Raw genomic sequence first — 11,826 nt, forward strand, 5'->3', positions numbered from 1 at the left:
AAACCGGCGCACCCAATGACCAACCGCACAAACTGTCCGGGACTTAGCGAAATGCCTGTCCGGGACTTTCTGAAATCACTGTCCGCGACTTACCGGAATCGCTGTCCGGGACTTTCCGAAACACGCATCGATGAAATTAGACCGCCCAAACACCTCATCCATGATGACCTTGAGGTAGTGCCCCTCATTGTCGTCGATGGACACCCAGATACTGCCGTCTTCCGCCAGCAGCTCGCGCAGCAGCACAAGGCGCGGATAGATCATGGCGAGCCACTGCGAATGTTCCAGATTGTCGTCGTAATGCTCGAAGGCCGACTTCGTGTTGTACGGCGGGTCGATGTAGACGCATTTCACCAGCCCCGCGTAGTACGGCAGCAGTGCCTTCAGCGCCTCAAGGTTGTCCCCCTGAATAAGCATGTTGCCCGCATCGGGATCGCCCGCGCCCAGTTCGGGCACTTCTTCCAACAGCCGATAGGGCACCGCATCCGCCGCCTTCACATCATCATCGCGGGTCCACCATTGAAGTGTGGGCATCAGTCATCCAGCGCAGGAGTTCACAAGTCGCTGGGGAGATAGACAAGAACGTGGGGGAAGGGGAAGGGACCTCCCCCCGTATTTCCAGAGTCGTCGCTACCAGAGGCGGTAGGCGATGGCGATCAGGGCGAAGGCGCTCAGGTAGGCCGGGATAACGAGGCTCCCGACCGCTGCTCGAACCTCCCCGACCCTGACGCGAAGTTCTTCAATGTCTCCGCACAGGTCGCCCTCTATCGCCCGCTGAATGCCTTCCAGTTCGCTGCACAGTTCCCGTGAGGACTTCCGATCATCGTATCGCTTCATGGCTTACGCTCCCGCCTGACGGACTTCTGCGCCCCATTCTCGACCGGCCAGCTTGCGAGCCAGATCATCGGCCCTCAGGTGGGCATAGCGGAACAGCATCCGTGGGTCTTTATGACCGGAAATCACTGACAATTCGGGAACGGATAATCCCAGCTCGCAGAATCGGGAGAGGGCTTCGTGTCGCAGATCGTGGAAGCGAAGGTCTTCAAGGCCTGAACGCTTCTGTACCCGTTTCCAAGCCTGCTTGAAGGCATTGAGAGTGATAGGGAACAGCCGATCATCGTCACCTTGGGGCAGGGCTGCGACGACGGTGAGGGCGCGGTCGGTAAGGGGGATGGTGCGCGATTGGCCTGTCTTCGTCTGGGGAATGAAGGCAACTCTGCGTGTTGCGTCCACGTTGCTCCATGTCAGTTCCAGCACTTCGCGCCTGCGCAGACCCGTCTCGATCGCAAGTTCGACAATCGGTTGGATGAAAGGATTGCGGTTGGCCGAGAGCGCCTTGCGCAGGGCTTCCGCTTCGCCGTCCTCCAAGCGCCGGTCCCTAGCGTCATTGGCAATGGGGAGGCTGATTAGACGGACAGGATTGCTGCGGAAGGGATAGCCCCATTCCTTCGTCGCAATGTCGACGGCGTTGGCAAACAGGTAGAGTTCCCGCCTGACCGTTCCCGGCTTGACCTGCGCCAGTCGCCGGTCGCGGTAGGCCGCAAAGTCTCCCGGCTTCAGGTCGATCAGGAGGCGGTCCATGATCAAGTCGCCCATCATGCGACCTAGCCGCAGGCGTTCCGATTCCGCGCTGCGCTTGGTGGGGGTAATGGTCGACCGATATTGTTCAATGAGCTGCGCCAGCCTCGTCACCTTGAGTTGGGCTTCGGAGACTGGAAGCTGGCCCTTGTCGATCAAGGCTTCCTGCTCCCGGCCCCATGCAAGGGCCTCTGATTTTGTCTGGAAGGTATTGTTCCGCGCCGCGTATCCCTTGCGTCGCACTTGAACGCACCAGCCGTTCTTCCGCTTGGTGATAGTCGCCATTCCTTGCTCCGTGTGATCGAGTTGTGATCGGAGCGCCGAAGACGCAGAAGTTGTGGCGACCGCCCTGCAATGAGCGGTGCGCCAACAACTTGATTTTTCAAAGAAATAAATGGTCGGGGAGAGAGGATTCGAACCTCCGGCCCCTGCCTCCCGAAGACAGTGCTCTACCAGGCTGAGCTACTCCCCGACCGGAGGGCGTTCCGAAGACCGCCCTGGGCAGGAGCGCGCCTATATAGGGGGACTTTGGGGGTGGCAAGGGGGCTGAGCAAAAAAGTTCGCCGCCGGCAAAACGGGGCGGCTCTCGCCGGCAGGGCGCTCTCGGGCTTCAACTTTCGGCGCAAGGCCGATAAGCCCGTGCTCATGACGACGACACCGCTCAACGCCGCTTCGACCACCGTGCCGCACTGGGAATGGCAGTATCTCGACCTGATGCGCCACATCTGGGAACACGGAGACGAGCGCGTGGACCGCACAGGCGTCGGCACGCGATCGATTATGGGCGCGACGATCCGGTTCGACCTGTCCGGCGGCGCCATGCCGCTGCTTACCACCAAGCGCGTCTACTGGAAGACCGCCACGCGCGAGATGCTCTGGTTCCTGACAGGCGATACCAATATCCGCCAGCTCTGCGCGCAAGGCGTGGAGATTTGGACGGACTGGCCGCTCGACCGCTACCGCCGGGAAACGGGCGAGGACATCAGCCGTCCCGATTTCTCCGCCCGGATCGTGGCCGACGCGGCTTTTGCTGCGGCCTGGGGCGACCTCGGACCGGTGTACGGGAAGCAGTGGGTCGACTGGGCCACGTACGAGCCGGTGCAGGATGGTCTGTTCCGGCGGGGGCCGGGCGTGAACCAAGTCGCGCAGGTGATCGACAGCCTGCGCAGCAACCCGGGTAGCCGCCGGCACATCATCGAAGGGTGGAACGTCGCCGAACTGGACGCCATGGCGCTGCCCCCGTGCCACAAGACCTACCAGTTCCACGTCGCGGGCGGACGGCTCTCCTGCCTCCTCTATCAGCGCAGCTGTGACCTTGGTCTGGGCTTTGCCTTCAACATGTGGTCGCTCGCGCTTCTCACGCGCATGATGGCGCAGCAATGCAACCTTGAACCGGGGGAGGTCGTTTGGACGGGCGGTGATGTCCATCTGTACCTCAACCATGCGGCGCTCGTGGAAGAGCAGCTCTCACGGCGGCCGGAAGGGGAAGCCAGGATGACAATCCTGCGGCAGCCCGATTCGATCTTCGGCTACCGCATCGAGGACTTCGAAGTGACGGATTACGCACCCCAGGCTCATATCGCGGCACCGGTGGCGGTCTGATTGACATTACCAAGGTTTGAAATATTATGACTTAACCGTAGAATTTTGCTTCTCAAGGTTCTGACGGCCCGACCTTGGCGGGAGAGTGTCAAATGGCCGAGAATACGGCACGGAAAGGCGGCAACCTGCCGCCGCTTGAACTTTATGTCCCGGAGCCGCGTTACCGGCCCGGAGACCTTGTGGATTACTCGCACCTTCCGGTGCCCCCGGCCGGCCAGCTGTCGCGACCGGACGAGAATTGCCCGGCCAGCGACACCTGGCCGATGACCACCGACATGATCCGCGTCCTCGACGAAGAGGATCAGGCGGTAGGCCCGTGGAATCCCGGCCTCGATCCCGAGACGTTGCGACGGATGCTGAGGAACATGGCGCTGACCCGCGCCTTCGACGACCGGATGTATCGCGGCCAGAGGCAGGGCAAGACCAGCTTCTACATGAAGTGTACGGGCGAGGAGGCGATCTCCGTCGCTCACGCCCAGGCGCTGGCGCAAGACGACATGGTGTTCCCGACCTATCGCCAGCAGGGGGTTCTCATCTCCCGGGGCTATCCGCTGGTGGAGATGGTCAACCAGATCTACTCGAATCGCGGTGACGCCCTGAAGGGGCGTCAGCTTCCGATCATGTATTCGTCGCGTGATTACGGGTTCTTTACCATCTCCGGCAATCTGGCGACGCAGTTCCCGCAGGCCGTGGGCTGGGCCATGGCGAGCGCCATCAAGGGCGATACGCGCATCGCCTCGGCCTTCGTTGGCGAAGGGTCGAGCGCCGAGGGTGACTTCCACGCGGCCATGACATTCGCGGCCGTCTACAACGCGCCGGTCGTTCTCAATGTCGTCAACAACCAGTGGGCGATCTCCAGCTTCTCGGGCTTTGCCGGGGCTGAACGGACGACATTCGCCGCCCGAGCGGTTGGCTATGGCATTGCCGGTCTTCGCGTGGACGGAAACGACGCGCTGGCGGTCTACGCCGCCTCGCAATGGGCGGTGGACCGTGCCCGCGCGAACCAGGGCCCGACGCTGATCGAGCATTTCACCTATCGCGCAGAAGGGCATTCCACTTCCGACGATCCCAGCGCGTACCGCTCTGCGCAGGAGCGCGAGGAATGGCCGCTGGGCGATCCCATAATGCGCCTGAAGAAGCACCTGATCGCTCTTGGCGAGTGGTCGGAAGAGCAGCAGGACGCCATGGACCGCGAGCTGGTCGAGCATGTGAAGGCGGCCACAAAGGAGGCCGAGAAGAACGGCGTGCTGGGCCATGGTCTCCATCATCCGTTCCACACCATGTTCGAGGACGTGTTCGAGGAGCTTCCCTGGCATCTCGAGGAGCAGGCCGCCCAGGCCATCCGCGAGCGGCAGATAAAATGGCCCGAGTGGAAGGAGGAGGGGGATGTCTGAGAAAAACCCCATGAACATGCCCGAAACCCTGACTGACGCGCCCGCGCGCGAAATGAACATGATCGAGGCCATCAACGATGCTCTCGACATCATGATGGAGCGCGATCCGGACATCGTCATCCTGGGCGAGGACGTCGGCTATTTCGGCGGCGTGTTCCGCGCGACGGCGGGCCTGCAGAAGAAATTCGGTCGCAACCGCGTGTTCGATTCGCCCATCAACGAGTGCGGCATCATCGGCGCGGCGGTGGGCATGGCGGCCTACGGCCTTCGCCCGGTGCCCGAGATCCAGTTCGCGGACTACATCTACCCGAGCCTGGACCAGCTGATCAGCGAAGCGGCGCGCATGCGCTACCGCTCGGCCGGACAGTTCACCGCGCCGATCACGGTACGGTCGCCCTTCGGCGGCGGCATCTTCGGCGGGCAGACCCACAGTCAGAGCCCGGAGGCGCTGTTCACGCACGTGGCGGGTATCAAGACGGTGATCCCGGCCACGCCCTACGATGCCAAGGGCCTCCTGATCGCAGCGATCGAGGACAACGACCCTGTCATCGTCTTCGAGCCCAAGCGCATCTACAACGGGCCTTTCGACGGGTACTACGACAAGCCGTCGCGCACCTGGAAAGGCCATCCCGGTGGTCTCGTTCCCGAGGGCTATTACCGCACCCCTCTCGGCAAGGCGCGCATCGTGCGGGAAGGGTCGGCGCTGACGGTCCTCGCCTATGGCACGATGATCCATGTGGCCGAGGCGGTCCTGGCGGAGAAGGGGGTCGACGCCGAGATCATCGACCTGCGCACCCTTGTCCCGCTCGACATCGAGACTGTGGAAAAGTCCGTGGAGAAGACCGGGAAATGCCTGGTGATACACGAGGCTACCCGCACCTCCGGTTTCGGCGCCGAACTCGTCACGCTGGTGCAGGAGCGTTGCTTCTATCACCTCGAAGCGCCTGTCGAGCGCGTCACCGGCTTCGACACTCCGTATCCCCACAGCCTTGAGTGGGCCTATTTCCCCGGTCCCGTCCGCATCGGCGAGGCGGTGGACCGGCTCTTGAAGGATTGATTGCATGGGACGCTATATCTTCAGGCTCCCCGACATCGGTGAGGGCATTGCCGAGGCCGAGATTGTCGCCTGGCACGTGAAAGTCGGCGACACGGTCGAGGAAGACGGCCGCCTTGCGGACATGATGACCGACAAGGCCACGGTCGAGATGGAAAGCCCCGTGTCGGGCACCGTCGTCGAAGTCGCTGGCATGGCGGGTGATGTCATTGCAATCGGCTCGCCTCTCGTCGTCATCGAGGTGGAAGGCAGCGGCAACGAGGAGGGCAAGGCGCCTGCGCCCAAGGCGGAAGCGGTTGCAGAGCGGATCGAGGCCGAGACGTCGGATGCCGGCGATGTGGACCGCGCTGCCGCTGCGGCACCGGACTCTGCCGCCAAGCCGCCCGCCGACCTTGCGCCCGAACCTGTCGCCGCCAAGGAGACTACGGAGACGGCGGAGGGCAGGAGCAGTGCCGCCAAGGTGCAGGCCAGCCCCGCCGTGCGCAAGCGCGCGCAGGATCTCGGAATCGACCTCGCCGAAGTGCGGTCGGCCGAGGATGGCCGCGTGCGTCATGGCGATCTGGACGCGTTCCTCTCTTACAACACCGGGGGAGGCTTCCGTGCTGCAGCCGGGCGCGGCAAGGACGAGCAGGTCCGCGTCATCGGTCTTCGCCGCCGCATCGCGGAGAACATGGCTGCGTCGAAGCGCAACATCCCGCACTTCACCTATGTCGAGGAATTCGACGTGACGGCGCTGGAGGAAACGCGTGCCCAGCTGAACGCCGGGCGTGGCGAGCGGCCGAAGCTGACGATGCTGCCGTTCCTGATTACCGCCATCTGCAGGCTGCTTCCGCAGTATCCGATGCTGAACGCGCACTACGACGATCAGGCCGGCGTGGTGACGCGCCACGGTGCGGTGCATCTCGGCATGGCGGCGCAGACGCCCGCCGGCCTCATGGTTCCGGTGATCCGCGACGCACAGGACCGCAACCTGTGGCAGCTGGCGACCGAGATCGCCCGCCTTGCCAATGCGGCGCGCGATGGTTCGGCCAAGTCGTCCGAACTGTCCGGCTCGACGATCACCGTCACCTCACTAGGCCCCATGGGCGGCGTGGCGACCACGCCCGTCATCAACCGGCCGGAGGTCGCGATCATCGGCCCTAACCGGATCGTGGAGCGGCCTATGTTCGTCAAGGGCGCGGACGGCGTCGAGCGGATCGAGAAGCGCAAGCTCATGAACATCTCGATCAGCTGCGACCACCGGGTCGTCGATGGCTGGGACGCAGCCAGCTTCGCGCAGGACCTGAAGACGCTTATAGAGGCTCCCGCGCTCATTCTTGCAGGATAAGTTACGACTTGAGATCGGGCGGGATCCGCGTGTGGACGAATACATCGTTGCAGCGGCGGATTTCGCCGTCCGATTCTCGAGCACCTGGGCGGCATGGCTCACGCCGCGCTGCCGGATGCCGAGGAGACGGTGAAGTGAGTATGCCGCACTTCACCGTTGCCGGCAGAAATGTGGCGGACGTGGCCCCATTCACGGCGCACTGCACGTTCGTCATCCACGGCGAAGATCAGCAGGGCGAGGCCGTAGGCCAGTTCGGCCACGTGCGAACCGGGTCCGATCTGCCATTGAAGCGGAACTGCGCGACAGACTCGCGGGGCGGCAAGGGCGTGGATCCCTTCAGGCGGCCTACGCCCGCCGCGTGCTCCAAAGCCTGATATTCCTATCCCGGAGAACTCGCCGCCTTGGCCGAAAATTCGGGTGCACAGCGAACGCTCGACGGCTTCGCTCCTTCGCACAGACGCGATGTCCTGAAATGGATCGCCGGGCCAGGACGGCGGTCGCCCGGTGGAGACCGATCGCACGGTTGTCGAGTGGCTGTCAGCGGGCAAGCGGCGCAACTGGGAGTACGAGAGAGCCCGACCATCGGTTTCGTGTGTGAAAGGCCTGCTGCCGGAATGCCTTGCCTGGGGAGGAATACTCCGGTTCACCCTCTGAAAAGACGGCCGAATTTTGCTTTTTCAGAAAAAATCGAAAAGCGCTTCGCAAAGCCGTTGACAGCCCTGCGAGGCTGGCCTAGTGGCGGCGCTCCCAAGCGGACGCAACCGCAAGAACGCGGGTGTAGCTCAGTTGGTTAGAGTGCCGGCCTGTCACGCCGGAGGTCGCGGGTTCGAGCCCCGTCACTCGCGCCACTTGGGAAAAATACCGGCTGCTTAGGCAGTCGGGCCGGGAAACCGGTAAACATGATATCGCTGCGCGGGTGTAGCTCAGTTGGTTAGAGTGCCGGCCTGTCACGCCGGAGGTCGCGGGTTCGAGCCCCGTCACTCGCGCCACTTCTTCTTGAAGTGGTCCCACAGCGATGGAGATGAAAAGGCCGGGCTTTGCCCGGCCTTATTCGTATCTGCACGTCTGGCTTTTTGAAGTCTGCCTCTATTCGGCGGCGGCGGGGGCGCTCCAGCGTCCGGTTTCCATCCAGATCAGGAAGCGCTTGAGAGGGAGCAGCCAGATCACGCCAAAGAGGATGTAGACGGGGGTCTGCGCCAGTGCGTGCCAGGTGCCGATCAGCGGCGGGACGAACGTGGCGACGGCGATCGAATAGATGCCCAGCGCGAGGACCAGCAGGAGCACCCCGAACGGAATTCGCCATGTGGGTGCTTCGCGCATTGCAGGGCCCTCTCTGTCTCTCAATCGTGTGCTTTGTATATCCGTGTCGGAGTGACCACGGCTGCCAGAGGCTGGTCGTGTGCTTCGACAGGCAGTTCCTCGGCCAACTGGCAGTCCCATGCAAGTCCGATCGCGATGGCGTCCGGATTTGCCGCGAGCCAGCGGTCGTAATGCCCGCCGCCCTGTCCGAGCCTGTGGCAGTCGGCGGTGAAGGCCACGAGCGGGACGATGACCGCGTCGGGAATGACACGCTCTTCGGGGCTGGAAGGCTGGAGCGTCCGCCACGGGCCGACCTCCAGGGCCTCATCATCCCACGGATTGCTCCAGGTGCGAAACTCCATCGCAGCATCCCGCGCGGCAAAGAAGGGCAGGGCAATGGGCCGGCCGTTCTCCGACAGCCACCGCGCCCAGCCCAACGCGGGCGCCTCGGCCCCTGCCGGATGATAGAGGCCGACAGTCGACCCCTCGGGCAGCATCGTGGCGATCGGCGCGGGCGGGCGATTGAGGATCAGGGCGCGCAGCGTCTGCGGCAGCGCCTTCACATGCTCGCTCCTAAGCTGCCGGAAGTGCTGGCGCAGCGCGGCCTTTGCCGCGGCCGCATCACCGGCGCGCGCCTCGCCGGTTGCCGGATCGATGGGGGGTGACGGGTCCACCATGGGTCGTTTTCCTAGAAATCCTCTGACGCCTCGACGTCAGGTGGGAACCATGTGCATCGGACCAGGATCCGGGCAGGGACAGCTCCCAATGGATTGCTTATAGCCTCAGGGATGTTCGAACGGCTCGTGCCGGGCAGATCCCGTCGAAACCTAGTTAGGCGTTCGGCGCGTCACTCTCAAGAAGGTCGGCAAGATTTTCAACACGCGCGGCAAGCGCGGCCAGGCGTTCTCCCACTTCATCGGGGATGGCGCTGACAGCGGGGCGAACGCGCAGTTCGTGGAGTTCGTCGGCCAGCATGAGCGCTGCGAACAGCAGCATGCGCGATTCGGTCTGTCCGACAGCGCCGGCAGCAGCGACCTTGGCGTCCACGACCTCGCCGAGCCGCCGGATATGGCCTTCCTCGCCGTCGGAGCAGGCCAAGGTGAACTCGCGAGAGCCGATGGAAAGCGTGACGTTGCCCATCAGCCGCGCCCTTCCAGAAGCTGGTCGAGCCCGGCAAGCGAACGCGCGACGCTCTGCTTGAGATCGTCGTGACGGCGGCGCAGGTCTTCGTCGCGACCGAAGTTGCTCGACGCGGCTGCCTCGATCCGCGCCAGGGCGGCGTCGATCCGGTCGAGCGCCAGCAGGGCAGGGGCCTTTTCCATGGTTCAGCGCTGGCTGCATTGTGGTCGCCAGGCAAGCAGTTGAGCCGCGTTGTTCACAACCTTTTGGGCAAGCATCGCGCCACAAGTGCGCCGAGCGCGACGATCTGACCTCGAAAGCATGGTCGACCGGGCGCGAACGGGTACGATTCAGGGCGTCAGCCACGCGAATAGGGGAGCCGAACTTGACGGGAGGCGACCTCTCCCTAAAGGGGTTCGCAAAGTACGAATCGCCCTGCATTCCCGCGTACCCGGAGTTTTTCAATGACCCTCGCTTCCGACCGCCTTGCGCCGATGGCCAACGCCATTCGGGCGCTGTCGATGGATGCGGTTCAGGCCGCCAACAGCGGTCACCCCGGCATGCCCATGGGCATGGCCGATGTTGCAACGGTGCTCTTCGCGAAGTTCCTGAAGTTCGATCCCTCGCAGCCCAAGTGGGCGGACCGGGACCGCTTCGTGCTCTCCGCCGGCCACGGGTCGATGCTCATCTACTCGCTGCTGCACCTCGCAGGGTACGCCAGCCCGACGCTGGACGACATCCGCAACTTCCGCCAGCTGGGCTCTGTCTGCGCCGGTCACCCCGAGAATTTCCTGATCGAAGCCGTCGAATGCACGACCGGTCCGCTGGGGCAGGGCGTGGCGATGGCCGTGGGCATGGCCATGGCCGAGCGTCATCTCGCTGCCACCTTCGGGGACGATCTGGTGGATCACAACACCTGGGTGATCGCCGGTGACGGCTGCCTCATGGAAGGCGTCAACCACGAAGCGGTCGGGCTTGCCGGTACGCTGAAGCTGGGCCGTCTCAAGGTTCTGTGGGACGATAACAAGATCACGATCGATGGCGACGCTTCGCTCTCGACCTCCGAGGACATCCCCGCGCGCTACCGTGCGTCCGGCTGGGACGTGTTCGAGTGCGATGGACACGATTTCGCTGACATCGAGCGGGCGCTCGGCCAGGCTGCGGCTTCCGGCAAGCCGACGCTGGTGGCGTGCCGCACGGTCATCGGCAAGGGCGCGCCCAACAAGCAGGGGGGCCATGATGTCCATGGCGCGCCGCTTGGCGACGCCGAGATCGCCGCAGCACGCAGTCACCTTGGCTGGACCTCGGCTCCGTTCGAGATCCCGGCCGAAGTGCTGGCCGACTGGCGCTCGCTGGGCGAACGGGGTGCGAAGCTCCGGGCCGAGTGGGAGGCGCGGCTTTCTGCATCGGACAAGGCGGCGGAATTCACGCGTCGCATGAACGGCGAGTTGCCCTCCGGTGACGAGGCTGCAAAGGCCTTCGCGGGTTGGCTTGAGGGCGAAAGCAACGTCGCGACCCGCAAGGCGTCGGAAAACGTGTTGAACGTCCTGGCACCGCTGGTGCCGGAAATGGTGGGTGGCTCGGCTGACCTCACCGGTTCGAACAACACCAAGGCGAAGTGTCAGGCGCCGTTCACGGCGGAAGACTACGCGGGCCGCTACGTGTACTACGGCATCCGCGAGTTCGGCATGTCCGCCGCGATGAACGGCATGGCGCTGCACGGCGGCGTCATCCCTTACGGCGGCACGTTCCTGATCTTCTCGGACTACGCCCGCAACGCCATCCGCATGTCGGCGCTGCAGCAGACCCGCGTGATCTACGTCCTGACGCACGATTCGATCGGTCTCGGCGAAGACGGACCGACGCACCAGCCGGTGGAAACGGTCATGTCGCTGCGCCTCATCCCCAATCTCAACGTCTTCCGTCCGGCCGACGTCATCGAGACCGCCGAGTGCTGGCAGCTTGCGCTGGAATCGGCGGAAACGCCCTCCGTCCTGGCGCTCACGCGTCAGAACCTGCCGCAGCTACGCACCTCGGGCGACATGCTCTCGGCTCGCGGCGCCTACACCCTTCGCCGGGCAAAGGGGGATCGCAAGGTCATCCTCATCGCCACGGGCTCCGAAGTGGAGCTGGCGGTCAAGGTGCGCGACGCCCTTGAAGCGCAGGCTATCGGCGCGGACGTCGTCTCGATGCCGTGCATGGAGCTGTTCGAGGCGCAGGACTCGGCTTACAAGCACGAAATTCTTCCCAACGATCCGTCGATCCTGCGCGTCTCGATCGAGGCGGGGGTCACGCACGGGTGGGAACGCTTCACTGCATTCAGCCGCAATGGCGGCCTGAACATTGGCCTGGACCGCTTCGGCGCGTCGGCCCCGGCCAAGGTCCTTTTCGAACGCTTCGGCTTCACGGTCGATGCCATCGTTCCCAAGATCATGGACCAGCTCAGCGCTTAA

At 64.0% G+C, this 11,826-nt stretch carries 13 protein-coding genes and 3 tRNA genes; 7 read left to right on the top strand and 9 right to left on the bottom strand.

The genetic code is table 11. From position 1 onward, the window contains the following. Positions 1 to 75: 75 nt before the first annotated feature. The 4 genes from C2R25_RS18095 to C2R25_RS18110 form a co-directional block, all read right to left on the bottom strand. Complete coding sequence (locus C2R25_RS18095; protein WP_369825722.1) at positions 76 to 534, bottom strand: DNA methyltransferase; 459 nt, start codon at positions 532 to 534, stop codon at positions 76 to 78. Positions 535 to 630: 96 nt separating this feature from the next. Beyond that, entirely contained in the window at positions 631 to 837 is a 207-nt protein-coding gene (locus C2R25_RS18100; RefSeq protein ID WP_103730513.1) for a hypothetical protein, read from the bottom strand. A gap of 3 nt (positions 838 to 840) precedes the next feature. Next, positions 841 to 1,863 carry a site-specific integrase gene (locus C2R25_RS18105; protein ID WP_103730514.1) on the bottom strand — a complete coding sequence of 341 codons (1,023 nt, stop codon included), beginning with the start codon at positions 1,861 to 1,863 and terminating at the stop codon, positions 841 to 843. 110 nt (positions 1,864 to 1,973) lie between these two features. After that, a tRNA-Pro gene (locus tag C2R25_RS18110) sits at positions 1,974 to 2,050 on the bottom strand. Positions 2,051 to 2,223: 173 nt separating this feature from the next. Here C2R25_RS18110 and thyA point away from each other — a divergent pair. From thyA to C2R25_RS18130, 4 genes are all read left to right on the top strand, one after another. Beyond that, positions 2,224 to 3,180, top strand: coding sequence for a thymidylate synthase (gene thyA / locus C2R25_RS18115; protein WP_103730622.1), 957 nt, complete (start codon positions 2,224 to 2,226; stop codon positions 3,178 to 3,180). A gap of 92 nt (positions 3,181 to 3,272) precedes the next feature. Further along, positions 3,273 to 4,574: a 3-methyl-2-oxobutanoate dehydrogenase (2-methylpropanoyl-transferring) subunit alpha gene (locus tag C2R25_RS18120; protein ID WP_103730515.1), complete on the top strand. Its 1,302-nt coding sequence runs from the start codon at positions 3,273 to 3,275 to the stop codon at positions 4,572 to 4,574. A 52-nt stretch (positions 4,575 to 4,626) separates the two neighbouring features. Then, positions 4,627 to 5,631, top strand: a complete 1,005-nt coding sequence (locus C2R25_RS18125; RefSeq protein WP_103730623.1) for an alpha-ketoacid dehydrogenase subunit beta — start codon at positions 4,627 to 4,629, stop codon at positions 5,629 to 5,631. 4 nt (positions 5,632 to 5,635) lie between these two features. Beyond that, entirely contained in the window at positions 5,636 to 6,955 is a 1,320-nt protein-coding gene (locus C2R25_RS18130; protein ID WP_103730516.1) for a dihydrolipoamide acetyltransferase family protein, read from the top strand. 98 nt (positions 6,956 to 7,053) lie between these two features. Here the strand turns inward: C2R25_RS18130 and C2R25_RS20575 are convergent, their stop codons facing one another. Continuing rightward, positions 7,054 to 7,215: a hypothetical protein gene (locus tag C2R25_RS20575; protein WP_158250717.1), complete on the bottom strand. Its 162-nt coding sequence runs from the start codon at positions 7,213 to 7,215 to the stop codon at positions 7,054 to 7,056. A 511-nt stretch (positions 7,216 to 7,726) separates the two neighbouring features. Between C2R25_RS20575 and C2R25_RS18135 the strand changes: the two genes are divergently transcribed. Further along, positions 7,727 to 7,803, top strand: a tRNA-Asp gene (locus C2R25_RS18135). 64 nt (positions 7,804 to 7,867) lie between these two features. Beyond that, positions 7,868 to 7,944 (top strand) — tRNA-Asp (locus C2R25_RS18140). A gap of 97 nt (positions 7,945 to 8,041) precedes the next feature. On the opposite strand, the gene C2R25_RS18145 is transcribed toward C2R25_RS18140, so the two are convergent. The 4 genes from C2R25_RS18145 to C2R25_RS18160 all read right to left on the bottom strand — a co-directional run bounded on the left by C2R25_RS18145 (position 8,042) and on the right by C2R25_RS18160 (position 9,576). Continuing rightward, positions 8,042 to 8,275 carry a DUF2842 domain-containing protein gene (locus tag C2R25_RS18145; protein WP_103730517.1) on the bottom strand — a complete coding sequence of 78 codons (234 nt, stop codon included), beginning with the start codon at positions 8,273 to 8,275 and terminating at the stop codon, positions 8,042 to 8,044. Between the two features lie 20 nt (positions 8,276 to 8,295). Continuing rightward, complete coding sequence (locus tag C2R25_RS18150) at positions 8,296 to 8,931, bottom strand: 5-formyltetrahydrofolate cyclo-ligase (protein WP_103730518.1); 636 nt, start codon at positions 8,929 to 8,931, stop codon at positions 8,296 to 8,298. Between the two features lie 154 nt (positions 8,932 to 9,085). After that, complete coding sequence (locus C2R25_RS18155; protein WP_103730519.1) at positions 9,086 to 9,394, bottom strand: cell division protein ZapA; 309 nt, start codon at positions 9,392 to 9,394, stop codon at positions 9,086 to 9,088. After that, entirely contained in the window at positions 9,394 to 9,576 is a 183-nt protein-coding gene (locus C2R25_RS18160; RefSeq protein WP_103730520.1) for a hypothetical protein, read from the bottom strand. The genes C2R25_RS18155 and C2R25_RS18160 overlap by 1 nt, the downstream gene beginning before the upstream one ends. Positions 9,577 to 9,837: 261 nt before the next feature. Here C2R25_RS18160 and tkt point away from each other — a divergent pair, with 261 nt between their 5' ends. Further along, positions 9,838 to 11,826, top strand: a complete 1,989-nt coding sequence (gene tkt, locus C2R25_RS18165) for a transketolase (protein WP_103730521.1) — start codon at positions 9,838 to 9,840, stop codon at positions 11,824 to 11,826.

The organism is Novosphingobium sp. HII-3 (assembly GCF_002916655.1).
Lineage (GTDB): Bacteria > Pseudomonadota > Alphaproteobacteria > Sphingomonadales > Sphingomonadaceae > Novosphingobium > Novosphingobium panipatense.